This window comes from Stenotrophomonas sp. 1337, from assembly GCF_031455455.1.
Lineage (GTDB): Bacteria > Pseudomonadota > Gammaproteobacteria > Xanthomonadales > Xanthomonadaceae > Stenotrophomonas > Stenotrophomonas indicatrix.
Map to the genome: position 1 here is coordinate 202,908 of NZ_JAVDSR010000001.1, position 25,324 is coordinate 228,231.

Here is a 25,324-nt window from a genome sequence, read left to right on the forward strand (position 1 = left end):
TCAGCGCTCCTCCAGCGGTTCGTCGGCGGCCGACAGCGGCCGCGCCGGGGTGTGGCTGCCATGGTCCAGCGACGGGCCTTCGTCGTACGGCTGCGGGCCGTGGCGCAGGATCTTCACCAGGTACCAGATGCCCCAGCCGAACACGAAGGCATAGCCGATCACATAGACACCCAGCGACAGCGCGGTCATCCATGCACTCTGCGGGCCAACGGCATCGGCGGTGCGCAGCACGCCATAGACCACCCACGGCTGCCGCCCCATCTCGGTGACGAACCATCCCGACAGCAGCGCGACGAAGCCGCTGGGCAGCATCCAGTTCCAGCCACGCAGCAGCCACGGCGAGGCCAGCAGCTTCTTCCGCCACAGCTGGAAGGCCGAGACCCAGGCCAGCACCAGCATCAGCGTGCCCAGCCCGACCATGATGCGGAAGGCGAAGAACACCGGCGTCACCGGCGGCCGTTCGCTGGCCGGCACCGACGTCAGCGGATCGAACGTACCGTCCAGGCTGTGGGTGAGGATCACGCTGCCGAGCTTGGGAATGGCCACCTCGAAATCGTTGCGCTCCTCCTTCTCGTTGGGCAGCGCGAACACCACCAGCGGCACGCCCTCGCCCTCCTTGGTCTCATGCCAGTGCGCTTCCATCGCCGCGATCTTCATCGGCTGGTGCTTGAGCGTGTTCAGGCCATGCATGTCGCCGACGAAGATCTGCACCGGCACGGTCAGCGCCGCGAACGCCACCGCCGCGATCAACATCCGCCGCCCCGCTTCCACGTGCGTTCCCCTGCGCAGATACCATGCGCCCACACCACCGATCACGAAACAGGTGGTGATGAACGAACCCAGCGCCATGTGCGCCAGCCGGTATGGGAAGGACGGGTTGAACACCACCTGCCACCAGTCGACGGGGTGCACGACGCCGTTGACCATCTCGTAGCCGGCCGGCGTATGCAGCCAGCTGTTGGACGAGAGGATCCAGAAGGTAGAGAACAGCGTGCCCAGCGCCACCATGCAGGTGGACAGGAAATGCAGGCGCGGCGACACCCGGCCCCAGCCGAACATCATCACGCCGAGGAAGCTGGCTTCCAGAAAGAACGCGGTCAGCACTTCGTAGGTCAGCAGCGGGCCGATCACCGTACCGGCCACTTCGCTCAGCCGCGGCCAGTTGGTGCCGAACTGGAAGGCCATGACGATGCCGCTGACCACGCCCATGCCGAAGGACACCGCGAAGATCTTCTGCCAGAAGAAATACAGCTCGCGCCAGACGGGCAATTTCGTGCGCAGCCAGCGCCATTCGATGAAGGCCAGCCAGCTGGCCGTACCGATGGTGAAGGCCGGGAACAGTACGTGGAAACTGATGACGAATCCGAACTGGATCCGCGACAACAACAACGCGTCCAAGGGACGCCTCCTGCCAGGTGCCGGTGGGATACCAGACCACTTTAGGGGGATATCGTTAAGCCGGGATGCGACCGGGTGACGCGCTGCTTCACTTTGTCGCAGGGTGCGTGGAAGCCGCCGGGCCATGCCCGGCGGGGTGCTGATTCACGCGGTAGCGCCGGGCCATGCCCGGCGGGGCGTTCACCGCCAGAAATACCAGACGCCCATCGCCAGCAACGCGCCCAGCAACACGATCTGCACCACCGCATAGCCCACGCTGCTGTCGCGCGACTCGGACGCAATCCGCTTCTGCAGCGCTTCGCTCACATCCGGCACGTCGTCCTGCCTTACCTGTTCATGCAAGGCCTGCGAGAGCGCACGCTCGTCGGGTTCGCGGGAATCGGTTGGTCGGCTCACCACGGTTCTCCGGCGGTGGCGTGCTTCACCAGCTCCTGTTTCAGGACCTGGCGCGCACGGTGCAGGTGGCTCTTGATGGTACCCCGGGCCAGCCCGGTCACCTGCTCGATCTCGGCCAGATCGAAATCCTCCAGGTAGTGCAGGCCGACGATCAGGCGCTGCGGCGCACTCAACCGCTCCAGCGCCACGCCCAGTTGCCGGCCGGCCTGCAGCGCCTCACTGAGTTCGGCCGGGCCCGGCCCTTCATCGCCGATACCCAGCTCTTCAGGTACCTCCACCGCCACCATCCACTGCGCTTCCAGTCGCCGCCGCCGCAGGTGCTGCAGCGCGGTGGTGTAGGCCACGCGCGAAATCCAGGTCCGCAACGAAGATTCAAAACGGAACCGGTGCAGCTGGCGGAACACGGCCAGGAAGGTTTCCTGCAGCAGGTCGGCCACCTGGTCGCGGTCGCCGACCATGCGCCCGATCACATGCGCGCAGGTGCGCTGATGTGTTTCCACCAACTGCGCGAAGGCCGCTTGCGAGCCGTCGATGATCGCGCCCACCAGAGCGCGGTCGTCCGACCACGCAGAGGGCTCCTCCACGGGGACATTGCGCCGCCGCCCGCGCAGTGCAGCCAGTGCTCCCCCCAGAAGGCTCATGCGGGGGGCGCCCCTTGTGCCCGCAGCATGCGCCGGCTCAGCCCTTGCGCGTGGCGGGGCGGGTGAAGTGCCAAGCCAGCAGCTGGCCCAGCCCTGCGCTGCCGACCAGCGCGGCAGCTGCGCCGAACGTCAGGTCGCGTGCACCGATGGCCTCCAGCAGCGCCATGGCCAACGCCAGGCAGACCAGGCTGATGCCCCAGCGCAGCGCGCCCTGGCGGCGGCGTTCCTCTTCCAGCACCGCCAGCGAGCGGATCACCTCTTCCGGTACGTGCGGTGCCACCAGCTTGCTGCGCGCACGCGCATCGGCGATGGCATGGATCGCATAGGCGATGCAGATGAAGAGGGTGATCGGGATGAGTTCCTGCATGTCGTGCTCCTGTCCGGTAGATGATGCGGGTTCAGGAGATTGGATGCGCGACCCTGCCGACCGGTTGCACCGCTTTGCCGATTCCGCTGCCATGACCTGTGGCCCCTGCCCGGGGCCGGGACGGCTGCTACGCTTGCCCGGTTTCCTCTTCTGGTGCCGTCCGCCCATGTCCCGAGTGCTGCCCCTGTCCCTCCTGCTGTCTGCCGTGCTGGCCGCTCCGGCCGCGCAGGCTGCGCCGACACCGATCACCATCGAACAGGCCATGGCCGACCCGGACTGGATCGGTCCGCCGGTGGAGAAGGCCTGGTGGTCGTGGAACAGCCAGCAGGTGGAATACCAGCTCAAGCGCAACGGCAGCCCGGTGCGCGACACCTTCCGCCAGCCGATCGCCGGTGGCGTGGCCGCGCAGGTGGCCGATGACCAGCGCGGCAGCCTGGACGTGGCCGATCCGGTGTACGACCGCAGCCGCACGCGCAGCGCGTTCGTGCGCAACGGCGACGTGTTCGTGCGCGACCTGCGCAGCGGCGCACTGACCCAGCTGACCCGCAGCAACGAGCGCGCCAGCGGCGTGAACTTCGCCGCCGACAATGGCGTGATCTGGCGCGTCGGCCAGAACTGGTTCCACTGGACCGCCGCCAGCGGCGTGCAGCAGGTGGCCAGCCTGAAAGCCGAAAAGGATCCCAGCACGCCGCCGAAGGCCGACGTGCTGCGCGACCAGCAGCTGCGCACGCTGGAAACCCTGCGCCGCGACCGCGAACAGCGCGAGGCGCTGAAGGACCAGGACCAGCGCTGGCGCCAGGCCGACCCGACCCGCGCACCGGGTCCGGTATTCCTGGGTGCCGACGTGGAGATCGTCGACAGCGTGCTGTCGCCGGACCTGGGCCACCTGATCGTGACCACCAAGCCGAAGGACTTCGATGACGGCCGCGGCGGCAAGATGCCGCTGTACGTGACCGAGTCGGGCTATGAGGAAACCGAGGACACCCGTCAGCGCGTCGGCCGCAACGGCTTCGAGCCGCACACCCTGTGGTTCGTGGATGTACGCAGCAGCAAGGCCGAGAAGCTGTCGCTGTCCAGCCTGCCGGGCATCGGCACCGATCCGCTGGCCGAGCTGCGCCGCAAGGCCGGCAAGGACGCACTGAAGGGCGACCGCAGCGTGCAGGTGATGAGCGACTTCATGGGCGGTGGCATCCGCTGGAGCGCTGACGGCCAGCAGGCCGCGGTGATGCTGCGCGCCAACGACAACAAGGACCGCTGGATCGTCAGCGTTGCTGCCGCCGACGGCCGCGTGCAGAACCGCCACCGGCTGACCGACAACGCCTGGATCAACTGGGGCTTCAACGATTTCGGCTGGATGGCCGATGGCCGCACGCTGTGGCTGCTGTCCGAGGAATCCGGCTTCTCGCACCTGTACACCCAGGCCGGTGGCGGCAAGCCGCAGGCGCTGACCAGCGGCAAGTGGGAAACCTCGGCGCCGGTGCTGTCGGCCGACGGCAAGGGCTTCTACTTCCTGTGCAACCAGCAGGCCCCGCATGACTACGAAGTCTGCGCGGTCGATACCGCTGCCCGCCAGGTGCGCGAGCTGACCAGCCTCAATGGCGTGGAAGATTTCTCGCTGTCGCCGGACGGCCAGCAGCTGCTGGTGCGCTATTCCGGCGCCTACCTGCCGGCGCAGCTGGCGGTGGTGCCGAGTACCGGCGCTGGCCAGGCGCGCGTGCTGACCGATACCCGTACCGCCGAGTACAAGGCGCGCCAGTGGATCCAGCCGAAGCTGGTGGCGGTGCCGTCCAAGCATGGCGCCGGCGTGGTCTGGGCCAAGTACTACGAGCCGGAAAACAAGGAACCCGGCAAGAAGTACCCGATCGTGATGTTCGTGCACGGTGCCGGCTACCTGCAGAACGTGCACCAGCGCTACCCGGCCTACTTCCGCGAGCAGATGTTCCACAACCTGCTGGTGCAGAAGGGCTACATCGTGCTGGACATGGACTACCGCGGCAGCGAAGGCTATGGCCGCGACTGGCGCACGGCGATCTACCGCAACATGGGCCACCCGGAGCTGGAAGACTACAAGGACGGCCTGGACTGGCTGGTCGACACCCAGCAGGGTGACCGTGACCACGCCGGCATCTACGGCGGCTCCTACGGCGGCTTCATGACCTTCATGGCCCTGTTCCGCTCGCCGGGCACGTTCAAGGCCGGCGCCGCGCTGCGCCCGGTGGTCGACTGGCACCAGTACAACCACGGCTACACCAGCAACATCCTCAACACCCCGGACATCGATCCGGAGGCGTACCGCGTGTCCTCGCCGATCGAGTACGCACAGAACCTGCAGGACAACCTGCTGATCGCCCACGGCATGATGGACGACAACGTGTTCTTCCAGGATTCGGTGAACCTGACCCAGCGCCTGATCGAGCTGCACAAGGACAACTGGTCGATCGCGCCGTACCCGCTGGAGCGCCATGGCTACGTGCGTGCCGATTCCTGGCTGGACCAGTACAAGCGCATCCTCAAGCTGTTCGAGCAGAACCTGAAGTGAGTGCTGCCGCGGCCACGATCCACATCGTGGCCGCGGTCATCCTCGATGACCGTGGCCGGGCACTGGTGGTGCGCAAGCACGGTGCCAGCCGCTTCATCCAGCCAGGCGGCAAGCCCGACCCGGGCGAGGCACCCCTGCAGGCACTGGCACGCGAACTGGACGAGGAACTGGGTGTACAGCTGCACACCGCTTCGGCCATCGCACTCGGGAGTTTCGAGGACTGGGCGGTGAACGAGCCCGGCCATCGCGTGCAGGCGCAGGCCTGGCGGGTGTGGATCGAAGGTGAGCCGTGCGCGCGTGCGGAGATCGCCGAACTGGCCTGGGTGCCGCTGCAGCCGCCGCACGGCCAGCCCTTGGCACCCTTGAGTGAACACCATATCCTGCCGGCGGTCGCTGCCCTGGCGACGGCCCGCTGACCCGGCGGGCATCGCTCACCCGGACAACGGATGTCAGCTTCGATTCCCTCGATTCCAGCACCTGCCCCACCGCCACCCAGCAACTGGGTCGGCGCAGTGGCGCAGGGCTCGTTCTGGCTGAGCCTGCTGGTCACCCTCTATTTCCTCGCGCAGGCGCTGATGGCCGCGGTACTGGCCCGTACCGGGTTCTGGACCACGCTGGTGACACTGGCATGGGAACAGCAGCTCGACGGCAGCCTGTGGTGGATGCTGAAACACCCGGCGGCCACCTCGCTGCTGGTTGCCCTGCTCTGCCTGTTCTCGACCCTGGCCAGCTGGGGCCTGTGGCGCGAGCGACGCTGGGGCCTGTGGGCCTATGTGTGGATGCTGGGCCTGAGCGCGCTGGCCAACTTCGTGATCGCCTGGTGGATGGATCGCCTGCTGCTGGTGTTGATCGCGCTGCTTGCCAGCGACCCCACGGCACAGCATGAGCTGCAGGTACAGCGTGTGCTGTTCACCCTGACACTGGTCGGCACCTCGGTGCTGTTTGCGGGGCTGCAGGGCTGGCTGGGTTGGCGCCTGCTGCGACCGGACATCCGCGCGCGCTTCCGCTGAACTTCTTCCTGCCTTCCGCACGACAAGGATGTCGCATGCCTGCCCTGCTCCGAATGTTTCTGGTCGTCACTGCGCTGCTGCTGGCCACCCCGCCGGCGCCGGCCGCAGCCTCCGCTTCCACGCCCGCGCCGCTGCGATGTGGCCGGTACGTCAATGCGCAGAATGATGCCGCGCTGGTCATCGACTCACACAACCGGGGCCGTCGCCTGGCGACGGGCTTTGATCTCGAATCGCTGCAGATCGAACGCGATGGCAACGGCCTGGTGCTGGTCAACCTGGATGACGGCGTGGCAACAGCGCTCACTGCCAGTGCTGATGGCAGACGCATCAACGACACGCTGCAGGACTATCAGCTGCGTGCACCGGCGGTCTGCCAGCCGGTGGCCGTGAACGCCGCCGGCAGCTGCCTGGCCGATGCGAACCGCTGCATGGCTCGCCTGCACGCGGCGACGCCGCCGCAGCTGCTGACCGCCTGCCAACAGGGCGTGGGCGCGGCCTGCAGCGGCCTGTTGCTGGGCTACGTGGACGATGCGCTCCTCGCCGCCGCGTCTGCCAAGGGCGTAGCGCTGGCTACCGCCGCACCGGCGCCCTGCACCACCGATGCGGAGCGCGAGGAGGTGCTGACCTGCCGTAATGCCCGTCGTGACGCGTTGGCCGCCGCGGTGGCACAGGCCAGTGGCCAGGCGTTCGCCCGTGGCATCGATCCAGCGTGGGTGGAACTGCCGGCGGCGCAGCGCGACCAGTTGCAACAGCTGTGCCTGCAGCAGCGCGCTGGCCGCTTCTGCACCGAAGTGGCCGAGCAGCAGTTGAATGCGCGCGATCCGCAGGCGGCCGTGCAGGCGTTGCAGGTGGTCTGCGACAGCGGTCGCTACAGCGCATGCGAGCGGGTCGAGCCCCTGCAGGCACTAGGTGCCGCGCTGCGCCTGGTCAATGCGACCGAGCCGCCCTGTGGCCTGTACCGGGCCGACGGCGGCACGATCGATGTGGTTGCGTTCGGCGACGATGGCCACGCGACGATCGGTAGCCAGCGCTCGCAGGTGCGACTGCTGGAGGGTGCCATCCATCTGCGCAATGACCACGGCAGCGATCATGTGCTGCGCCTGCTGGCCAATGGCGACCTGCTGGGCATGGATGCCTGGACCGGCTACCAGCGTTACCAGCGGCAGCCGGGTGCTGTGCGCTGCGAGGCTGCGCCCACCCGTGATACCGCACCATCTGCCCGCCGATGATGACCATCGTTCCACGTACCGTTTCTGCAAGGAGTTCCTGCATGCCCCCCTCCACTGCCCACCGCGGCCACCTGTCACGCGGGTGGATCGCCGCGCTGCTGTTGTCGCTCGGCTCGGCAGCATCCGCGCAACCACTGCTGTGCGGCACCTTCAAGGACGCCGACAGCGGCGCCCGGCTGACGGTGGAAAGCCCAGTGCAAGGCTCCCGCCTCATCCCCGGCGCGGCCCCGGAGCCCTACAACCTGGAGCAGCTGCAGGACGTGCTGATGCTGGCCAACCTGGCCACCGGCGACATCGAGGCCCTGCAGATCATCGACGAGGGCCACGCGCTGGCCGGCGAAGAGCGTTACTACACGCTGGAAAGCACGGCGGTCTGCCAGGCGTCGCCGGTGTTCGCAGCGGGCAGCTGCCGCGCCGATATCGCCAGCTGCATGGATGACATGGCAGTGGCCGGAACCGAGCGCTGGCGGCAGTGGTGCCGTGAAGGCGTGCCGGCCGGCTGCAATCGCTTGATCGAGGATTATCGCAGCGACGCCCGCAATGCCCTGGTGCTCGACATCGCCCTGGCCAGCAATCGCGAGGAGCCTGCTGAACCTGCGGCATGCCAGCGTGGCCGCACGGACGTCGACGCAGAAGCATGCAGACAGGCCGAAGCGGTGGGCCGGGTGCGTGATGCGGCCTGGGCGTTCTCGGTGGCGCGAAGCATCCCGCGCGACGTGCCGCTACCGGCAGCGCAGCTGGACGAGGTCAGCATGCTGTGCCGCGAGCATCCCAGTGCCAGTTCCTGCCATGCCGCGGCCGTGGCGCTGTGGGCATCGGCGCGCCTGCTGCCGGCCCGCGATGCCCTGCAGCTGGCCTGCAGCATCGGTCGGGACCCGCAGGCCTGCAGCAGCGTCGCCCCCTTGGCCGCACTGAGCAGCGCAGACCTGGTCATCGTGGACGTGGCCACGCTGCCCTGCGGCCGCTATGCGGCGCAGGGCCACGCCCTGGTGTTCGGCGACGACGCCCAGGTCCAAGTCGATGCATCCGGCAGGCAGCCGGCGGTGATGCGCGCGGGCGCCATCCGGGTGCGGAACGAGGAAGGCGAGGACCACGTGTTCTGGCAGCTGGCCAATGGCGATCTTGTCGGCAACGACCGTTGGGCCCGCTTCGCCCGCTACCAGCGTGATGGTTCGTCGCCGACCTGCGGGGCGCGCGCCAGCGCAGGCACGGCGCTGCGGTAAAGTACGCGCCATGAACGAATTCGAGCGCGTTCGCGCCTACCTCACCGACCTGCAGGACCGCATCTGTGCAGCGATCGAATCCGCCGATGGCCGGGCACGCTTCCAGGAAGATCTGTGGCAGCGCGCCGAAGGTGGCGGTGGCCGCACCCGCGTGCTGCGCGATGGCGCGGTGTTCGAGCAGGCCGGTATCGGCTTTTCCGATGTGGCGGGCAGCCGCCTGCCGCCGTCGGCCTCGGCCAACCGGCCGGAACTGGCCGGTGCCTCGTGGCGCGCCACCGGTGTGTCGCTGGTGTTCCACCCACTCAACCCCTACGTGCCGACCACCCACGCCAACGTGCGCTTCTTCCAGGCCCAGCGCGACGGCGAGGTGGTGGCCAGCTGGTTCGGCGGTGGCTTCGACCTGACCCCGTTCTACCCGTTCGACGAGGACATGCAGCACTGGCATCGGGTGGCGCGCGATCTGTGTGCACCGTTCGGCGACGAACGCTACGCCGCGCACAAGCGCTGGTGCGATGAGTATTTCTTCCTGCGCCACCGCAATGAGACGCGTGGTGTGGGTGGTCTGTTCTTCGATGATCTGCACGGCGATTTCGAACGCGATTTCGCCTACCTGCGCGCGGTCGGCGATGGCTTCCTCGATGCCTACCTGCCGATCGTGCAGCAGCGCAAGGACACGCCCTACGGCGAACGCGAGCGCGAGTTCCAGCTGTACCGCCGCGGCCGCTACGTCGAGTTCAACTTGGTCTACGACCGTGGCACGCTGTTCGGCCTGCAGAGTGGCGGGCGCAGCGAGAGCATCCTGATGAGCCTGCCGCCGCGGGTGCGTTGGGAGTACGGCTTCAGCCCCGACGAAGGCAGTGCCGAAGCGCGCCTGGCCGATTACCTGGTGCCGCGCGACTGGGTGTGATGTGTGGCGCCCACAGCGGTCGAGCAAGCTCGACCACTACCGGGACCGGGACCGGGCCGAGGCGACAGGCGGTCGGGCCAGCTCGATATCGACCGCACCCGCTCAATCGTCCTTGCGCTTGGGAATGATGGTGATGTGGCCGTTGGTTTCCAGCAGTGCCAGTTCCACTTCTTCCACGCCGATGCAGCTCTGCTGGCGCATGGCGACATCGAAATCGGCGCGGCTGACCAGCTCGCGCCGCAGCACACTGTCGAAGAGCTTGCCGTTGCGCGCGATCACCACCGGTTCGCCCTCGATCAGCCGTTCCATGCGGCGGCTGCGGGCGGTGATCCAGCCTACGCCATAGTTCAGCAGGATCAGCGTGGCCGCCAGCAGCAGGCCGCCGGCCAGCGAGGTATCGGTGCCCAGCAGTGCGTTCTGCACCGCGTTGCCCAGCAGCACGATCAGCAGCACGTCGAACGGGGTGACCTGACCCAGCGCGCGCTTGCCGCTGAGCCGGACCATGCCCAGCACGACTGCGTAGACCACCACCGCGCGCAGGATGAATTCCCACCACGGCATCGCCAAGTCGAACAGATCGGGCATTGCGGGTTTCCCTGCTGGGCGGTGGCCCAGCGTGGCGCAGCAGCGCACAAATAAAAAGCCCCGCTGACCAGGGGGAGGTCAACGGGGCCGGGGAACGGGCGCTTGGGGAGGAGCCCCCGTTCCGAGATCTGCTCCAGGGGATGGGAGAGATCCACGACAGGCATTGCGCCTGTCGGGAGTTATAGAAGCACTCCGAACACTAACGGTTCGTGAAGGGGCCCAATTTAATAAGCACCCATCAGGGAAACATTCATGTTTGAGTCAGAAATATCATGCAAATGAACGAATTCACGGCGTTTTCGGCCTGAATGCGACTCAGTGCGCCTCATCCCAATTGCTGCCAGTACCGGTATCGACCACCAACGGCACCCGCAATTGTGCCGCTTGCGACATGCGCTGCACGACATTGCTACGCAGTTCTTCGATGAAACCGGCCTCGGCTTCGAACACCAGTTCATCGTGCACCTGCAGGATCATCCGCGCCGGTGCGCCGCTGTCACGCAGCCATTTGTCCACATCGACCATGGCGCGCTTGATGATGTCGGCGGCGGTGCCCTGCATCGGTGCATTGATCGCCGCACGTTCAGCGCCAGCACGCAGGCCCTGGTTACGTGCATGAATGTCGTTCAGGTACAGCCGGCGACCGAACAGGGTCTCCACATAGCCCTGCTCGCGGGCCTGCTCGCGCATGCGCTCCATGAAGTCACGCACGCCCGGATAGCGGCTGAAGTACAGCGCCACGTAGTCCTGCGCCTGGCCACGGTCGATGCCGAGGTTGCGGGCCAGTCCGAACGCGCTCATGCCGTACATCAGGCCGAAGTTGATCGCCTTGGCCGCGCGACGCTCGTTGCTGGTCACTTCTTCCAGGGTGCGGCCGAACACCTCGGCGGCGGTGGCGCGATGCACGTCGGCGCCCTGCTCGAAGGCCCGCACCAGGCCCGGGTCTCCGGACAGGTGGGCCATGATCCGCAGCTCGATCTGCGAATAGTCGGCCGCCAGCAGCTGGAAGCCTTCCGGGGCGATGAACGCACGGCGGATGCGGCGGCCATCCTCGGTGCGGATCGGGATGTTCTGCAGGTTCGGATCGGACGAGGACAGGCGGCCGGTGGCGGCACCGGACTGGTGGTAGCTGGTGTGCACCCGGCCGGTTTCGGAGTTGACCATCTCCGGCAGCTTGTCGGTATAGGTGCTGCGCAGTTTGGCCAGGCCACGGTACTCGAGGATCACCCGGGGCAGCTCGTGCTGCTCGGCAATCGCCTCCAGCGCCTCTTCATTGGTGCTGGGCTGGCCCTTGGGGGTCTTCACCACCGCCGGCAGCTTCAGTTCGTCGAACAGCACCGCCTGCAGCTGCTTGGGCGAATCCAGGTTGAAGCTGCGCCCGGCCAGTTCGGTGGCCTTCTGCTGCGCGGCCAGCATGCGCGAGGACAGGTCCTGGCTCTGCCGGCGCAGTTCGTCGGTGTCGATCCGCACGCCATTGGCTTCGATGCTGGCCAGCACCGGCACCAGCGGCATCTCGATGCTGCGGTACACGCTGTCCAGGGTCGGTTCGGCCAGCAGCTGCGGCTGCAGCGCGTGGTGCAGGCGCAGGGTGATGTCGGCGTCTTCGGCGGCGTAGCGGCCGGCCTCGTCGATGCCTACCTGCGAGAACGAAATCTGCTTGGCGCCCTTGCCTGCCACGTCCTCGAACTTGATGGTGTTGTAGCCCAGGTAACGCAGGGCCAGCGAATCCATGTCGTGGCGGGTGGCGGTGGAATTGAGCACGAAGCTCTCAAGCATGGTGTCGTCGTGGTAGCCCTGCACGTCCACGCCATGGCGGCGCAGCACGTGCAGGTCGTACTTGCCATGCTGGCCCAGCTTCTTCTTCGCCGGGTCCTGCAGCACCGGCCGCAGCGCATCGAGCACCTGTGCCAGCGGCAACTGTGCCGGCGCGCCGGGATAATCGTGGCCGACCGGGATGTAGGCGGCCTTGCCCGGCTCCACCGCCAGGCTGATGCCGACCAGGCGCGCACGCATCGCATCCAGTGCGTCGGTCTCGGTGTCGAAGCTGATCAGGTCAGCCTGCTGCACGCGCGCGACCCAGGCCTGCAGCTGCTCGGTGGTCAGCACGGTCTCGTACTCGCCGGGCGCCGACAGCGCCGGATCGAGCTCGCCGACGGGCGGCGCTTCGGCGCTGCCACGGGCAAAGCCGGCGGCGGTGCCACGCAGGCTCGGCGTCGCATCGTTGGCCACTGCAGGCGCCGGTACCGGCCCGCCCAGCTCCTTCAATGCCTGGGTGAAGCCGTAACGCAGGTACAGCTCGCCCAGGGTGGACACATCCGGATCGCGCAGGGCCAGCGTGGTCGGGCTGGCGTCCAGCGCGACGTCGGTGCGGATGGTCACCAGCTCCTTGTTCAGCGGCAGGCGCTCCAGCGCGGCGCGCAGGTTTTCGCCGATCTTGCCCTTCATGGTCGGCGCCGCTGCCATCACCCCGTCCAGATGCTGGTATTCGGCCAGCCACTTGGCGGCCGTCTTCGGCCCGCACTTCTCCACGCCGGGCACGTTGTCCACGGTATCGCCCATCAGCGCCAGCAGGTCGACGATCTGGTCGGCGCGCACGCCGAACTTGTCCATCACCGCCGCGTCCGAATCCATGCGGCTGCCGGTCATGGTGTTGACCAGTTCGATGCCCGGCCGGACCAGCTGGGCGAAATCCTTGTCGCCGGTCGAGATGGTGACCTTCAGGTCCTGTGCCACGCCCTGCAGGGCCAGGGTGCCGATCACATCGTCGGCCTCCACGCCGTCGATGCGCAGGATGCTGATGCCCAGCGCTTCGACGATGCGGCACATCGGCTCGACCTGGCTGCGCAGTTCATCGGGCATCGGCGGGCGGTTGGCCTTGTACTGATCGTACAGGTCATCGCGGAAGGTCTTGCCGGGGGCATCGACGACGAAGGCGACGTAGGCCGGGCGCTCCTTCAGCGTCGAGCGCAGCATGTTGACCACGCCGAACAGCGCGCCGGTGGGCTCACCCTGTGCATTGGACAGGGGCGGCAGCGCGTGGAACGCGCGGTACAGGTAACTGGACCCGTCGATCAGGACTAATCTGCTCATGTGTCGATTCTACGCGCCTGTTCCTGCATCGCGGCGACACGGCAGCGACGCGGCGTTGGGGCATAATCAAGGCTCTTTCCAGGCAAAGGCCCCGCCGATGAAGACCCTGATGCTGGCTTCCCTGCTCCTGCTTGCTGGCTGCGCCAGCATGGGCGGCGCGGGCGCTCCCCCGGTGGACGTCAAGGGCGCCGATGTTTCCAAGCGCACGATGGACAACGGCGACACCATCGAGGAATACCGGGTGTCCGGCCAGTTGCGCATGGTCAAGGTGACGCCGGCACGCGGCGCCCCGTTCTACATGTATGACAAGAACGGCGATGGCCGCTTCGACAATGACAAGGATGGCGTGTCGCCGGTGTACTGGAAGCTGTACAGCTGGTGATGTGGCCGGGGTCGGATCCCTTTCCACGGGAAAGGGCTCTGACCCCATCAAGGCGATCGGCACGGCCCATCCACGCATGGCGTGGATCTACTGGGCATTGCGGTGGCCCCATCCACGCATGGCGTGGATCTACTGGGCATTGCGGTGGCCCTATCCACGCATGGCGTGGATCTACTGGGCATTGCGGTGGCCCCATCCACGCATGGCGTGGATCTACTGGCATTGCGGTGGCCCTATCCACGCATGGCGTGGATCTACTGGCATTGCGGTGGCCTTATCCACGCATGGCGTGGATCTACTGGCATTGCGGTGGCCCCATCCACGCATGGCGTGGACCTTTGACGGTGAACTGGAGTAGATCCACGCCATGCGTGGATGCTCTTCGGGCCGCCGGAAAAAACAACGCCGGCGCGCATCCTGCGGCCGGCGTCGGGTCCCCTCCCCGGGAACGCTTCCGTATCAGCGGATGACCAGCACCGGCAGCGTGCTGCGCGCCAGCACCTCGGCGGTCTGGCTGCCCAGCAGCACGCGGGTGACGCCGCGGCGGCCGTGCGAGGTCATTACGATCAGATCGCTGTTGCGCTGGCCCGCCGTCTCGATGATGCCGTCGGCCGCGTAGCGGTCCAGCACATGCACCGGATTGGCGGTGATGCCCTGCTCGGCCGCCTTGGCCAGGGCCGGCTGCAGCACCTTCTGCGCGCCTTCCTCGCGGTCGGCCTTGTACTCCGGGCTGTTCATGTAGCCCACGCTCCAGCCCATGGCGTCGTACATACCGACGGCCCAAGGCTCGGAGACGGTGACGATGTCGACCTCGGCGTTGAGGTCCTTGGCCAGCTCCAGGCCCTTGGCCAGGCCCTTGTCGGCCAGCTCCGAGCCATCGGTGGCGATCAGGATGCGCTTGTACATGGTGGGGCTCCGCGGTGATCCAGCCAGTGGGAACGACACCATTACACAGCCTGTGTGGAGATCGTGCCTTGCGCAGGATCAATCCGGCAGCGCGCAGCGATGCCTGCGCAGCGCGGCATGATCGGCCGACGCGCCCAGGATCGACAGGCGACTGGAATGCTCCGGTAGCGCCGGGCCACGCCCGGCGGGCACTCAGGCCTGCACCGTCACCCGCCAGCCACCGTCGTGCGGCTGCCAGTCGAATTCCACCGGCAGGAACTTCTCGATCAACCGCGCATTGCTGACCAGGTGATCGCTCAGCACGTGGGTGGTGAACGCGCCGCCGCCCGCCAGCGCCATCGGCAGCAGCAACTGGTCGGACAGGTACTCGCCAACAGCACCTGTCCCGTCCAGGTACTGCTTGACCTGCCCGGCCAGGCGCGCCCCGACCTGCTCGGCGGAGACACTGCGCTCGCCGTGGCCGCTGAACACCTCCACGTGATCACCATGACGCACGCGCACCAGGGCGACGTTGCCCGGTCCCAGCGCCGGCCGTATCGACTGCACGTTGCGCGGGTGCGGGTCCACGCCCAGCGTCTCGGCCAGTACCTGCAGTTCACGCAGGCCGATGCCGCTGGACAGGCCGGACATCAGCACCTGTGCCTCGATCGCCTGCAACGGTGCACGCACCTCCAACGACGGCGGCTGCAACGCCGCGCACGGCTGCACCTGCACCTCCATCACGCCGCCACCGGCTGGATGGAAGCCGTGCTGCAGCAGCTGCATCGACGCCTGCACGCCCATCCGGCCCAGCGCCGGCAGATAGCTTTGCGCGATGAAATCCGCGCTGGGTGCCAGCGGGTTGTGGGTACCGCCTTCCAGGCGCAGCTGCGACGGCCCCTGCGCGCGCCACAGCGCGGGCAGCACGGTCTGCAGCACCAGCGTGGCCGAGCCGGCGCTGCCGGTCGCGAAGTGGTAGGTGCCGGCGCTCACCCGCCCCGGCTCGAAACGCAGCGAGGTAGCGCCCAGTTCTGCACCGTGCACACAGGCGTTGCCGACCCGCGCCGCAGCGTTCACCGCGGTCAGGTGCTGGCGCATCAACCCCGGCTTGCGCCGGATCGCGCGGATGTTGTGCAGCGTGAAGCCGGTGCCGGTGCACAGGCTCAGGGTCAGTGCCGAGCGCAGCAGCTGTCCGCCTCCGTGCCCGCCATCCAGTTCAATCATGTCCATCTGTCTGTTCCTCCGTGCCCGTTGTTCGATGCCGGGCCCTGCTGCCGTGCGCGGCGCAGTGTACGCCGCGCACGGGTTGCCTCATCCCTTCACGCACACCACCTGGCGCAGCGTGTGCACGATCTCGACCAGATCGCGCTGGGCCTCCATCACTGCCTCGATCGGCTTGTAGGCCGCCGGCGATTCATCCACCACCTCCGCATCCTTGCGGCACTCCACGTGCGCGGTGGCCTTGGCGTGGTCATCCACCGTGATCAGCTTGCGTGCCTGGGTACGGCTCATCACGCGGCCGGCACCGTGGCTGCAGCTGTGGAAGCTGTCCTCGTTGCCGAGGCCACGCACGATGAAGCTCTTGGCCCCCATGCTGCCCGGAATGATGCCCAGTTCGCCCTTGCGCGCACTCACCGCGCCCTTGCGGGTCAGCATCACTTCCTTGCCGAAGTGGGTCTCGCGGTTCACGTAGTTGTGGTGGCAGTTCACCGCCTCGGCCTCGGCCTCGAACGGCTTGCTGATCACCGTGCGCACCGCGGCCACCACGTTGCGCATCATCACCTCGCGGTTCATGCGTGCGAAACGCTGCGCCCAATCCACCGCGAACACATAGTCGCCGTAGTGCTGGCTGCCCTCGGGCAGGTAGGCCAGGTCCTGGTCGGGCAGGTTGATCATCCAGCGGCGCATTTCCTGCTTGGCCAGCTCGATGAAGTAGGTGCCGATGGCATTGCCTACGCCACGCGAACCGGAGTGCAGCATGAACCACACGCGCTGCTCCTGGTCCAGGCAGACCTCGACGAAGTGGTTGCCGGTACCCAGCGTTCCCAGGTGCTTGAGGTTGTTGGTGTTCTTCAGGCGCGGGTGACGCTCGCAGATCAGTGCGAAGTCATCCACCAGCTGCGCCCAGCCTTCCACCGCCAGTTCGGGCGGCGTGTCCCAGCTGCCCTTGTCACGGCCCCCGCGGGTGACGCTGCGGCCGTGCGGCACCGCCCGCTCGATCGCGCTGCGCACCGCCGACAGGTTGTCCGGCAGGTCGCTGGCAACCAGCGTGGTGCGCACCGCGATCATGCCGCAGCCGATGTCCACGCCCACTGCTGCAGGAATGATCGCGCCGATGGTCGGCACCACCGAACCCACGGTCGCGCCCTTGCCCAGGTGCACGTCGGGCATCACCGAGATCCACTTGTGGATGAAGGGCAGCTTGGCGATGTTCTGCAGCTGCTCGCGCGCCTGGTCTTCCAGCGGCACGCCGCGGGTCCACAGCTTGATCGGTGCAGCGCCCGGCTGCTGGATCACGTCGTAATTGAGGGTGGTCATGGTGATGTTTCCTTTCATCCAAAGCAAAAACAAAGAAGGTGCGGTGACAAAGGGGGTGGAACATTCCGTCACCCGCGTTGCCGCGGAGGACGGCCGGGACTTGAACCCGACCCCGAAGGGCTTCCGATGTAGTTCCACCTGCATTCCCCGCGCAACGAAAGCGAAGGTGCCGGCAGCACGACAAGAATCTGGAGGAACATCCTGCTCTACCACTGAGCTACTGCCGCGTTGCCGTGGCAGGCGGGAGTCGAACCCGCGACCTGGAGCTTAAGGGGCTGTAGTTCCTCCGGCATTCGCGCTGCCGGCATTGAAGCGGTGGCACCGTTGCCGGTGCCGTTTGAAAAGGTGCGGTGACAAGGGAGGTGGAACGTCTGCTTCCTCACGACAGGCAGGAAACGCGGGACTCGAACCCGACCCCGAAGGGACAACCAATGTAGTTCCACCAGCATTCACCGCGAAAACGAATTCCTGGCCCTGCCCGGCTGGCCCCATTGCCAGCCGGGCGGTCCGTGCGGCCTCCCTGCCGCCTTACAACGCCATGTCCTGGATGCGCTCGACCCAGCTGCTGCCGTCCTCGGCCGCAGCGGCGTACTGCGCCATCAGGTCGAACACCGCATCGCTGAAGCCACCGATGTGCAGCACGTCACCGCGCTGCACGGTCTGGCTGCTGGCCACCGGCTGCAGGTCGATGCACACCAGCCGCGCCTGTGGGCAGCGACGCTTCAGTGCATCCCACTGCAGCATCGTGGCCGTCTGGCCGCCCTGGCGGGTGTCACGCCAACTCTCGTTGTCCGACACCAGCACCACCAGGTCCACCGGCTCGCGCCGCAGGTTGAGGTAGTGCAGCGGCGCGCTGACCGACGTACCACCGCCGTTGATGGCCAGCTGGCGGGCCAACGTCATCACGCTGTCGCGCGGGTTCAGGCGCACGTGGCGCACCTCGGTATCGAACGGCAACACCTTGGCCTGCGGCTGGCCGCGCAGCACGCAGGCTGCAACCAGCGCCGCCACGTCCACGCAGCGCGCCGCCGTGCTGGAGCCCTTGCGGTAGCCGGTTACCGGCGACTGCATGGAACCGGACACGTCCACCGCCACCACCACCCGCCCGGGCAATGCCGGGGCCGACGCCGTGGCGATCTCCATCGCGTCCTGCAACGCTTCCAGGATCGGCGCCGGCAAGCCACCGCCGGCGTGGAAGGCCATCAGCAGCTGGTAGGGCAGTACGCGGGCACGACGCACCTGCTGCGGATCACGCAGGCGCTCTGCGATCACCTGCACCATCGCCGGATCGTCGAACACGCCATGGCGGGCGAACGTGTTGAGGTTCATCCGCATCGACTGCCACGATGCATTGCGGGCCAGTGCCGACCACTGCGCCGCGTCCAGCGGCAGCGTGCTGTAGTACTGGAACGGCAGGTCCGGCGGCAGTCCGCGCGGGTCACGCTTGAAAGCCTCGTACGCCTGCACCACTGCCGGCAGCTGCTCCTCGTCGTAGGGACGACCGATGATCCATGCATACAACGCCTTGCGCTCGGCGTTGGCCGGCTTCGGGTGCACCATGCGGATCACATCGGCCAGCGACGGCTGCTGGCCGATCGCCGCACGCACCAGCGTTTCCGCCGACGCCTGCTGGATCCACTCACGCACCCTGCGCTTGGGCAGCGAGCCCAGCGAGCGGCGCCCCACCTGGCCGCTGCGCATGATCTGCACGAAGGTGCGCAGCTGGCGGCCGTTGTCGATCACCCGCGGGAAAACCAGGGCGAACGCCTCCGGGTCGCGCAGGCTCAGCACCGCCAGCAGCAGCGCCGGCATGTCCTTCATGTGTGCGACCTGGCGGGCGTACAGGGCGGTGCGGGCAATGAAGCGCGGCTCGACCTGCGCGGTCAGCGCCAGCACCTGCTGCAGCTGTGCCTCGGCGTCGCTGTAGAAGGTGTTGTTCAGGCACCCGGTGGCCGCATACAGCGCCAGCGCCGCACGCGGGTCGCGGCGGTAGGCCAGGCCACCGGCTTCATTGACGGTGTCTGCCTGCGGCGGCTGCGGCGTGCGCATCCAGGAGAAGAGCGAAAGGTTGGCCATGCTGATGTCCTCGGCGGGAACAGCCCGCGTCGTGTCTTGCCGGATATAGAGCAATGGCCGTGCCAACTTTTGCGAAACCATCGCATGCCATTGATTTTGAAATGATTTCAATGAAATAAAACTGTCCTGTCCAGCGGACATCGGCGAAAAGATATATATTTCCCGCGCCTCTTTTATAGGAATGGATATGGCGCGTCGGCAGGTGGTATTCGGCATGCTGGGCACCCAGCTCGACGCAGGCGAGGGTCCGGGCCGCTGGCAGAAGTGGCGCCCGACCGTTTCGCTGGGCATGCATGAGGATTTCCTGCCCGACCGCATCGAGCTGCTGCTGGATGAGCGCCGCTACAGCAAGCTGGCGCGCGTGGTCTGCGAGGACCTGGCGCAGGCCGCGCCGGGCATCAGCGTGCAGCGTCACGACACCTACCTGGCCGATCCATGGGAATTCGAGGGGGTCTACGCCTCCCTGCACGACTTTCTCGCGCGCTACCCGTTCCAGCCGGAGGAGGAGGACTACTACGTCCACATCACCACCGGCACGCACGTGGCGCAGATCTGCTGGTTCCTGTTGACCGAGAGCCGTCATTTCCCCGGACGGCTGCTGCAGACCTCGCCACCGCGCAAGCAGGACGGTGCCGCCGGCACGTACGCGATCATCGACCTGGACCTGTCGCGCTACGACCACATCGCCCAGCGCTTCGCCCAGCAGCAGCTGCTGGATCGCGACCTGCTGAAGGGCGGCATCGCCACCCGCAACGCCGCCTTCAACCGCATGATCGAGCAGATCGAAACGGTGGCCACCCGCTCGCGCGCGCCGATGCTGCTGATGGGACCGACCGGCGCCGGCAAGAGCCAGCTGGCCAAGCGCGTGTTCGAGCTGAAGAAGCTCAAGCACCAGCTGCCCGGTCGCTTCGTCGAAGTGAACTGCGCAACGCTGCGCGGCGACGGTGCGATGAGCACCCTGTTCGGTCACACCAAAGGCGCCTACACCGGCGCTTCCAGCGACCGTGCCGGCCTGCTGCGCTCAGCGCACCAAGGGCTGCTGTTCCTGGACGAGATCGGCGAACTCGGCCAGGACGAACAGGCGATGCTGCTGCGGGCGCTGGAAGAGAAGCGCTTCCTGCCGGTCGGCAGTGACCGCGAAGTGGAGAGCGATTTCCAGCTGATCGCCGGCACCAACCGCGGTCTGCAGCAGTCGGTGCTGGAAGGCCGCTTCCGCGAAGACCTGCTGGCGCGCCTCAACCTGTGGACGTACCACCTGCCCGGGCTGGCGCAGCGCATGGAAGACATCGAGCCGAACATCGAGTTCGAGCTGGAGCGCTGGTCGCTGGACCAGCATGCGCGGGTGCGCTTCAACACCGAGGCGCGCACGAGCTATCTCGCATTCGCCACCAGCCCGGAAGCGGCGTGGCGTGGCAACTTCCGCGACCTGGGCGCGTCGATCATGCGCCTGGCCACGTTGGCCAGCGCCGGGCGCATCCAGATCGAGGGTGTGGAGGACGAGATCGCGCGCCTGCGGGCACAGTGGCGCGGCGGCGATGCGCCGTCTCCGCTGGATGCCCTGCTGGGCGAGGCCGTGGACGCGCTGGACCGTTTCGACCGCGTGCAGCTGGAAGAAGTGGTGCGGGTCTGTGCACGCTCGAAGTCGTTGTCCGCCGCCGGGCGCGAGCTGTTTGCGGTCTCGCGCACGCAGCGCGCCAGCACCAACGACGCCGACCGCCTGCGCAAGTACCTGGCGAAGTTCGGGCTGGACTGGGAGCAGGTGCGGGGGCCGGCCCGGTAGCGCGACGGCCCGGCTTGCGCGTGCACCGGTCACGGCGCATGCTCCGGCTGCGACCCCCTACCTGAACGGAGATTTCCCATGCAGGACCGCCCCCGCTCGACTTCCAAAACCGGCCTGATCATCGTGCTGGCCTGTGTCGCTGCCTTCGTCCTGCTCGTGGGTGGCTACCAGTTCGGCAAATCACTGGCCAAGGCCGACAACGCTCAGCAGGCTGCGGCCGCCCAGCCAGCACGCTGACCCTGCTCCGGTAGTGCCGGCCGCTGGCCGGCAGCCGCCGCTATCCCTGCACCTGGAGCAGCCGGCCCGCTCCACCCGAAACCGCAGCTTCAGGCGATCTGCACCACGCGTGCGTTCTGGCACAGCGGGTAGCTGCCGACGAATTCAGCGATCGCATCACGCATCGCCTCGAACGACTGGCCGTACATGTACAGCGCGGTCTCGCTCGGGCCCTGCCACCAGCTGCAGATCTCGCCCAGGCCATCGATGCGCTCGGACAGCTGTTCGAACACGTGGTTCGAATCGCACTGCTCGTACACCTCGTCCGGCAGGGTCAGGCCATCCAGATAGATGCCCAGGCCTTCGGTCACGCCGAAGCTGCGATCGGCCTCGCCTGCGCCCTGCACCTGCGAACCCTTCGGTGCCCCCAGCTGCTCCAGCAGGTCGACCAGCTTCGGCACGCCCGCGGCATCGGCCAGTGCCACTTCGATATCGCCGTACTCGACTTCGCCCTCGTCGGACATCGCAGTACCGCCTCCGGTGATCCCGCCCAGCTCGGCCGCCTGCAGCAGCGCGTCCAGCGGATCCTCGAACAGCTCATGGCGATGCTCGGGCTGCAGCCTGGCGTTCAACTTCACGGTGACATGCAGCGTGGGTTCGGTCATGAGGGCGTTCCTGGGAGATGTGGCCGCCATTGTAGAGCCGTGCCATGCCCGGCTGCTTTGCGGCGTCGGCGCATCGTCCTTTCAGGCGATGTGCAAGCGATAATGCGCGGCGCAAGGACACCATTCCAACAGGGGGACTACATGAAGTCGATCATTACGCTGGCACTGCTGCTGTTGCTCACCGGCTGTGGCATCCGCACCGAAGTGGTGCGCGTGAACGTGCCGGACATCCGGGTGAACCCGGAGCAGGGTCCGGTGGTGGTGGTGGCCCCGGTGCGTGACAACCGCCCCCAGTACTTCCCGCAGGTGCAATCGGCGGCGCGTGCGAAGAACATCGGTGGTGTCATCCGTGCCGGCAATGGCGTGCTGGTGGAGCTCGAAACGTCCACAGCCCCGGACAAGGCACGCGAGATCATGATCCAAGCGCTGCGCAACATGGGTTACAGGACTGCCGACAAGTGCGAGGCATCGTGTACGCATCTGGACGCCACGCTGAACGATTTTTCGGTAAGTGCTCCGGTGAATGTTTGGCGCGCCGCGACGTACACCCAGCAGATGCTTGCAGACATCGCGGTACAGGTGACGGCACGCAAGGATGGCCAGACGCGCACCTTCACGACTACCGGCCATGGCGCAAACATCTTCCAGGTAGCCTCGCGGGAGAACTGGGAGATCGCCTTGGAACGCGCGGTGAAGAGCTTCAGCAGCAGCCTGCAGCAGTCGATGTCCGAACAGGACACGGCCGCGCAACCGCAGGCGCAGGACTGATCGCCGCCCGGGTCAGCGCAGGAACGGGATCACTTTGCGCTTGAGCAGTTCCACCAGCACCGGGTCCATGTACTCGTAGTCATCGGGAATATCCAGGCAGATCACCCGCTTGCCGTTCAACCATGCCTTGTAGCGGCTGGAAAGCCGGTTGCGGTGCGCCCGCTCCATCACGAACACCAGATCGGCCCATTGCAGCAGCTCGGGGCTGAGCACTTCCTCGGCGTCGGCGAGCAGCCCGGCCGAGGCGGTTTCGACGCCCGGCCAATCGGCGAACACCTGCTCGGCCGTCGGGCTGCGCAGGCGGTTCTGGCTGCAGAGGAAGAGCACGTTGCGGGTCATGAGCACTCGCCTTTGTAGAGCCGAGCCCGTGCTCGGCTGCTTTCCATCGCGTCGGGGTCAGAGCCCTCCTACGGGAGGGATCCGACCCCGGCGGTGATCAGATCACCGTCAGGTTGGCATACGCCATCACCAGCCACTTGCTGCCGGCGTCGGCGAACTCGATCTGCACGCGTGCGTGGGCACCGTTGCCTTCGTAGTCGGTCACCATGCCTTCGCCGAACTTGGGATGGTTGACCAGCGCACCCAGCTTGATCGGCGGCGTTTCGATGGCGGCGTGTCCCATCACCCGGCTTGCGCCCATCGACGCCGGCCGCGAGACCTGCACCTTCGGCCGCACTTCGTGCAGCAGCTCGCGCGGGATCTCGCGCAGGAAACGCGAAGGCAGGCTGTAGTTGTCCTGGCCGTGGATGCGCCGCGATTCGGCGTAGCTGAGCACCAGCTTCTGCCGCGCGCGGGTGATGCCGACGTAGGCCAGCCGACGCTCTTCTTCCAGCCGCCCGCTTTCCTCCAGCGACCGTGCACTGGGGAACAGCCCCTCTTCCACGCCGGCCAGGAACACCAGCGGGAATTCCAGGCCCTTGGCCGAGTGCAGCGTCATCAGCTGCACGCCTTCCTCGCCGGCCTGCGCCTGGCCCTCACCGGCCTCCAGCGCCGCGTAGGCCAGGAACGCGACCAGCTCGTCCATGTCCTCGCCCACTTCCTCGATGTCGTCGGCACGGCGCACGAAGCGCGAGGCCACCGACACCAGTTCGTCGAGGTTGTCGGTGCGCGATTCCGAGTCCAGCGCGTTGCGGCTTTCCTTGCTCCAGTGCTCGCGCAGCTGCGAGCGCACCAGCACATGGTCCACGCGCTCGGCCAGGGTCATCTGCAGGGTCTGCGCCTGCAGTTCGTTGACCAGCACCAGGAAGCCGGCCAGCGCATTGCGGGCTCGTGCCGCCAGTGCGCTGCCCTGGGTCACCAGCATGGTGGCTTCCCACAGCGAGATGCCCTGGGCGCGCGCTTCGCGGCGCACTTCGTCCAGCGTGCGGTCACCGATGCCACGCGTGGGCGTATTCACCGCGCGTTCGAATGCAGCGTCGTCGTTGCGGTTGGACAGCAGGCGCAGGTAGGCCAGCGCATCCTTCACTTCGGCGCGCTCGAAGAAGCGCATGCCGCCATACACGCGGTACGGCACCTGTTCGCTCAGCAGCGCTTCTTCCAGCGCGCGCGACTGCGCGTTGCTGCGGTAGAGCACGGCCACTTCGGTGTAGCTGCCGCCGTCGCGCACCCACTGCCGTGCGCGCTCGACGATGTAGCGCGCCTCGTCCATCTCGTTGTACGCCGCGTACAGGTCGATCGGCTCGCCGTCACCACTGTCGGTCCACAGCTGCTTGCCGATGCGGTCCGGGTTGTGCGCGATCACCGCATTGGCGGCACTGAGGATGTTGGCGGTGGAACGGTAGTTCTGCTCCAGGCGGATGGTCTGCGCGCCCGGGAAATCGCGCAGGAAGCCCTGCACGTTCTCGACCTTGGCACCGCGCCAGCCGTAGATGGCCTGGTCGTCATCACCGACCACGAACACGTGGCCCTCGTGCCCGGCCAGCACGCGCACGAAGGCGTACTGGATGGCGTTGGTATCCTGGAATTCGTCCACCAGGATCTCGCGGAACCGCGCGCGGTAGTGCGACAGCAACGGCGGATTGTCGCGCAGCAGTTCGTGCGCGCGCAGCAGCAGCTCGGCGAAGTCGACCAGGCCGGCACGGTCACACCGCGCCTGGTACTCGGCGTAGGCCTGGCGCATGGTTTCCAGCCACGCATCGTTCGGCTCGGGCTGGATGTGCTGCGGGCGGCGGCCCTCATCCTTTTGCGCGTTGATCCACCAGGCAATCTGCTTGGGCGGGTACTTGCCGTCATCCAGCTCCAGCGCCTGTACCACGCGCTTGACCAGCCGCAGCTGGTCGTCCGAATCCATCACCTGGAAGCTTTCGGGCAGCTTGGCATCCTGCCAGTGCAGGCGCAGCAGGCGGTTGGCCAGGCCGTGGAAGGTGCCGATCCACATGCCGCGACTGCCATGCGGCAGCTGCGCGTCGATGCGATGGCGCATCTCGCCGGCTGCCTTGTTGGTGAAGGTCACCGCGAAAATGCCGTGGGTCGGCACGCCTTCGACTTCATGCAGCCAGGCAATGCGGTGGGTGAGTACGCGCGTCTTGCCCGACCCGGCACCGGCCAGCACCAGGTGGTGACCGAGGGGAGCGGAGACGGCTTCGCGCTGGGCCGGGTTCAGGCCATCAAGCAAGTGGGAGACATCCAT

At 67.1% G+C, this 25,324-nt stretch carries 23 protein-coding genes; 10 read left to right on the forward strand and 13 right to left on the reverse strand.

Annotation, left to right across the window (positions count from 1 at the left end):
- From J2X70_RS00965 to J2X70_RS00980, 4 genes are all read right to left on the reverse strand, one after another.
- Complete coding sequence (locus J2X70_RS00965) at nucleotides 1-1,398, reverse strand: cytochrome ubiquinol oxidase subunit I (protein ID WP_309908432.1); 1,398 nt, start codon at nucleotides 1,396-1,398, stop codon at nucleotides 1-3.
- A gap of 180 nt (nucleotides 1,399-1,578) precedes the next feature.
- Nucleotides 1,579-1,794, reverse strand: coding sequence for a hypothetical protein (locus J2X70_RS00970; RefSeq protein WP_080149569.1), 216 nt, complete (start codon nucleotides 1,792-1,794; stop codon nucleotides 1,579-1,581).
- The gene (locus tag J2X70_RS00975) at nucleotides 1,791-2,435 is read right to left on the reverse strand and encodes a sigma-70 family RNA polymerase sigma factor (protein ID WP_309908434.1); all 645 of its coding nucleotides are present in this window, start codon (nucleotides 2,433-2,435) and stop codon (nucleotides 1,791-1,793) included. Before J2X70_RS00975 ends, J2X70_RS00970 begins: the two co-directional genes overlap by 4 nt.
- A 37-nt stretch (nucleotides 2,436-2,472) precedes the next feature.
- Nucleotides 2,473-2,802: a hypothetical protein gene (locus J2X70_RS00980; protein WP_025878030.1), complete on the reverse strand. Its 330-nt coding sequence runs from the start codon at nucleotides 2,800-2,802 to the stop codon at nucleotides 2,473-2,475.
- 166 nt (nucleotides 2,803-2,968) lie between these two features.
- Between J2X70_RS00980 and J2X70_RS00985 the strand changes: the two genes are divergently transcribed.
- The 6 genes from J2X70_RS00985 to hemF are packed head-to-tail and all read left to right on the forward strand — an operon-like array spanning nucleotide 2,969 to nucleotide 9,710.
- Complete coding sequence (locus J2X70_RS00985) at nucleotides 2,969-5,341, forward strand: S9 family peptidase (protein ID WP_080149568.1); 2,373 nt, start codon at nucleotides 2,969-2,971, stop codon at nucleotides 5,339-5,341.
- On the forward strand, nucleotides 5,338-5,757 hold the full coding sequence (locus J2X70_RS00990; RefSeq protein ID WP_059065604.1) for an NUDIX domain-containing protein: 420 nt from the start codon (nucleotides 5,338-5,340) through the stop codon (nucleotides 5,755-5,757). The genes J2X70_RS00985 and J2X70_RS00990 overlap by 4 nt, the downstream gene beginning before the upstream one ends.
- Before the next feature lie 30 nt (nucleotides 5,758-5,787).
- Nucleotides 5,788-6,351, forward strand: coding sequence for a hypothetical protein (locus J2X70_RS00995; RefSeq protein ID WP_140225361.1), 564 nt, complete (start codon nucleotides 5,788-5,790; stop codon nucleotides 6,349-6,351).
- 35 nt (nucleotides 6,352-6,386) lie between these two features.
- Nucleotides 6,387-7,580, forward strand: a complete 1,194-nt coding sequence (locus J2X70_RS01000) for a hypothetical protein (protein WP_309908437.1) — start codon at nucleotides 6,387-6,389, stop codon at nucleotides 7,578-7,580.
- Between the two features lie 41 nt (nucleotides 7,581-7,621).
- Nucleotides 7,622-8,803: a hypothetical protein gene (locus J2X70_RS01005; protein ID WP_309908439.1), complete on the forward strand. Its 1,182-nt coding sequence runs from the start codon at nucleotides 7,622-7,624 to the stop codon at nucleotides 8,801-8,803.
- Between the two features lie 10 nt (nucleotides 8,804-8,813).
- Nucleotides 8,814-9,710: an oxygen-dependent coproporphyrinogen oxidase gene (hemF, locus tag J2X70_RS01010; protein WP_059065612.1), complete on the forward strand. Its 897-nt coding sequence runs from the start codon at nucleotides 8,814-8,816 to the stop codon at nucleotides 9,708-9,710.
- A gap of 102 nt (nucleotides 9,711-9,812) precedes the next feature.
- Here hemF and J2X70_RS01015 read toward each other — a convergent pair whose 3' ends face one another.
- Together J2X70_RS01015 and polA are read right to left on the reverse strand one after the other, a co-directional pair.
- Nucleotides 9,813-10,295 carry a YetF domain-containing protein gene (locus J2X70_RS01015; protein WP_025878041.1) on the reverse strand — a complete coding sequence of 161 codons (483 nt, stop codon included), beginning with the start codon at nucleotides 10,293-10,295 and terminating at the stop codon, nucleotides 9,813-9,815.
- A gap of 315 nt (nucleotides 10,296-10,610) precedes the next feature.
- Complete coding sequence (gene polA, locus J2X70_RS01020; protein ID WP_309908441.1) at nucleotides 10,611-13,385, reverse strand: DNA polymerase I; 2,775 nt, start codon at nucleotides 13,383-13,385, stop codon at nucleotides 10,611-10,613.
- A 97-nt stretch (nucleotides 13,386-13,482) separates the two neighbouring features.
- Here polA and J2X70_RS01025 point away from each other — a divergent pair, with 97 nt between their 5' ends.
- Complete coding sequence (locus J2X70_RS01025; protein ID WP_025878043.1) at nucleotides 13,483-13,767, forward strand: DUF2782 domain-containing protein; 285 nt, start codon at nucleotides 13,483-13,485, stop codon at nucleotides 13,765-13,767.
- A gap of 459 nt (nucleotides 13,768-14,226) precedes the next feature.
- On the opposite strand, the gene J2X70_RS01030 is transcribed toward J2X70_RS01025, so the two are convergent.
- The 4 genes from J2X70_RS01030 to J2X70_RS01045 all read right to left on the reverse strand — a co-directional run bounded on the left by J2X70_RS01030 (nucleotide 14,227) and on the right by J2X70_RS01045 (nucleotide 19,266).
- Entirely contained in the window at nucleotides 14,227-14,673 is a 447-nt protein-coding gene (locus tag J2X70_RS01030; RefSeq protein ID WP_025878044.1) for a universal stress protein, read from the reverse strand.
- A 192-nt stretch (nucleotides 14,674-14,865) separates the two neighbouring features.
- Complete coding sequence (rtcA, locus tag J2X70_RS01035; protein WP_025878045.1) at nucleotides 14,866-15,882, reverse strand: RNA 3'-terminal phosphate cyclase; 1,017 nt, start codon at nucleotides 15,880-15,882, stop codon at nucleotides 14,866-14,868.
- 81 nt (nucleotides 15,883-15,963) lie between these two features.
- Nucleotides 15,964-17,190: an RtcB family protein gene (locus J2X70_RS01040; RefSeq protein WP_134833270.1), complete on the reverse strand. Its 1,227-nt coding sequence runs from the start codon at nucleotides 17,188-17,190 to the stop codon at nucleotides 15,964-15,966.
- Nucleotides 17,191-17,718: 528 nt separating this feature from the next.
- A complete protein-coding gene (locus J2X70_RS01045) occupies nucleotides 17,719-19,266 on the reverse strand; it encodes a VWA domain-containing protein (RefSeq protein ID WP_025878049.1) in 1,548 nt (515 codons plus the stop codon).
- Between the two features lie 187 nt (nucleotides 19,267-19,453).
- On the opposite strand from J2X70_RS01045, the gene rtcR reads away from it, so the two are divergent.
- Nucleotides 19,454-21,046, forward strand: a complete 1,593-nt coding sequence (gene rtcR / locus J2X70_RS01050) for an RNA repair transcriptional activator RtcR (protein ID WP_309908448.1) — start codon at nucleotides 19,454-19,456, stop codon at nucleotides 21,044-21,046.
- Nucleotides 21,047-21,124: 78 nt separating this feature from the next.
- Nucleotides 21,125-21,283, forward strand: a complete 159-nt coding sequence (locus J2X70_RS01055) for a hypothetical protein (RefSeq protein WP_165780913.1) — start codon at nucleotides 21,125-21,127, stop codon at nucleotides 21,281-21,283.
- A gap of 89 nt (nucleotides 21,284-21,372) precedes the next feature.
- On the opposite strand, the gene J2X70_RS01060 is transcribed toward J2X70_RS01055, so the two are convergent.
- A complete protein-coding gene (locus tag J2X70_RS01060; RefSeq protein WP_309908450.1) occupies nucleotides 21,373-21,927 on the reverse strand; it encodes a hypothetical protein in 555 nt (184 codons plus the stop codon).
- A gap of 141 nt (nucleotides 21,928-22,068) precedes the next feature.
- Between J2X70_RS01060 and J2X70_RS01065 the strand changes: the two genes are divergently transcribed.
- Nucleotides 22,069-22,695, forward strand: coding sequence for a hypothetical protein (locus J2X70_RS01065; protein WP_080149560.1), 627 nt, complete (start codon nucleotides 22,069-22,071; stop codon nucleotides 22,693-22,695).
- A 12-nt stretch (nucleotides 22,696-22,707) separates the two neighbouring features.
- Here the strand turns inward: J2X70_RS01065 and J2X70_RS01070 are convergent, their stop codons facing one another.
- Complete coding sequence (locus J2X70_RS01070) at nucleotides 22,708-23,034, reverse strand: low molecular weight protein tyrosine phosphatase family protein (protein WP_059065622.1); 327 nt, start codon at nucleotides 23,032-23,034, stop codon at nucleotides 22,708-22,710.
- Between the two features lie 97 nt (nucleotides 23,035-23,131).
- Entirely contained in the window at nucleotides 23,132-25,324 is a 2,193-nt protein-coding gene (gene uvrD / locus J2X70_RS01075; RefSeq protein WP_134833272.1) for a DNA helicase II, read from the reverse strand.

What these genes read in the sequence shown, in the direction of transcription:
- J2X70_RS00975 (WP_309908434.1), bottom strand. Translation starts at nt 2,435, where the DNA reads ATGAGCCTTCTGGGGGGAGCACTGGCTGCACTGCGCGGGCGGCGGCGC.
- J2X70_RS00980 (WP_025878030.1), bottom strand. Translation starts at nt 2,802, where the DNA reads ATGCAGGAACTCATCCCGATCACCCTCTTCATCTGCATCGCCTATGCG.
- J2X70_RS00985 (WP_080149568.1), top strand. Translation starts at nt 2,969, where the DNA reads ATGTCCCGAGTGCTGCCCCTGTCCCTCCTGCTGTCTGCCGTGCTGGCC.
- J2X70_RS00995 (WP_140225361.1), top strand. Translation starts at nt 5,788, where the DNA reads ATGTCAGCTTCGATTCCCTCGATTCCAGCACCTGCCCCACCGCCACCC.
- J2X70_RS01000 (WP_309908437.1), top strand. Translation starts at nt 6,387, where the DNA reads ATGCCTGCCCTGCTCCGAATGTTTCTGGTCGTCACTGCGCTGCTGCTG.
- J2X70_RS01005 (WP_309908439.1), top strand. Translation starts at nt 7,622, where the DNA reads ATGCCCCCCTCCACTGCCCACCGCGGCCACCTGTCACGCGGGTGGATC.
- hemF (WP_059065612.1), top strand. Translation starts at nt 8,814, where the DNA reads ATGAACGAATTCGAGCGCGTTCGCGCCTACCTCACCGACCTGCAGGAC.
- J2X70_RS01015 (WP_025878041.1), bottom strand. Translation starts at nt 10,295, where the DNA reads ATGCCCGATCTGTTCGACTTGGCGATGCCGTGGTGGGAATTCATCCTG.
- polA (WP_309908441.1), bottom strand. Translation starts at nt 13,385, where the DNA reads ATGAGCAGATTAGTCCTGATCGACGGGTCCAGTTACCTGTACCGCGCG.
- J2X70_RS01025 (WP_025878043.1), top strand. Translation starts at nt 13,483, where the DNA reads ATGAAGACCCTGATGCTGGCTTCCCTGCTCCTGCTTGCTGGCTGCGCC.
- J2X70_RS01030 (WP_025878044.1), bottom strand. Translation starts at nt 14,673, where the DNA reads ATGTACAAGCGCATCCTGATCGCCACCGATGGCTCGGAGCTGGCCGAC.
- rtcA (WP_025878045.1), bottom strand. Translation starts at nt 15,882, where the DNA reads ATGGACATGATTGAACTGGATGGCGGGCACGGAGGCGGACAGCTGCTG.
- J2X70_RS01040 (WP_134833270.1), bottom strand. Translation starts at nt 17,190, where the DNA reads ATGACCACCCTCAATTACGACGTGATCCAGCAGCCGGGCGCTGCACCG.
- J2X70_RS01045 (WP_025878049.1), bottom strand. Translation starts at nt 19,266, where the DNA reads ATGGCCAACCTTTCGCTCTTCTCCTGGATGCGCACGCCGCAGCCGCCG.
- rtcR (WP_309908448.1), top strand. Translation starts at nt 19,454, where the DNA reads ATGGCGCGTCGGCAGGTGGTATTCGGCATGCTGGGCACCCAGCTCGAC.
- J2X70_RS01055 (WP_165780913.1), top strand. Translation starts at nt 21,125, where the DNA reads ATGCAGGACCGCCCCCGCTCGACTTCCAAAACCGGCCTGATCATCGTG.
- J2X70_RS01060 (WP_309908450.1), bottom strand. Translation starts at nt 21,927, where the DNA reads ATGACCGAACCCACGCTGCATGTCACCGTGAAGTTGAACGCCAGGCTG.
- J2X70_RS01065 (WP_080149560.1), top strand. Translation starts at nt 22,069, where the DNA reads ATGAAGTCGATCATTACGCTGGCACTGCTGCTGTTGCTCACCGGCTGT.
- J2X70_RS01070 (WP_059065622.1), bottom strand. Translation starts at nt 23,034, where the DNA reads ATGACCCGCAACGTGCTCTTCCTCTGCAGCCAGAACCGCCTGCGCAGC.
- uvrD (WP_134833272.1), bottom strand. Translation starts at nt 25,324, where the DNA reads ATGGATGTCTCCCACTTGCTTGATGGCCTGAACCCGGCCCAGCGCGAA.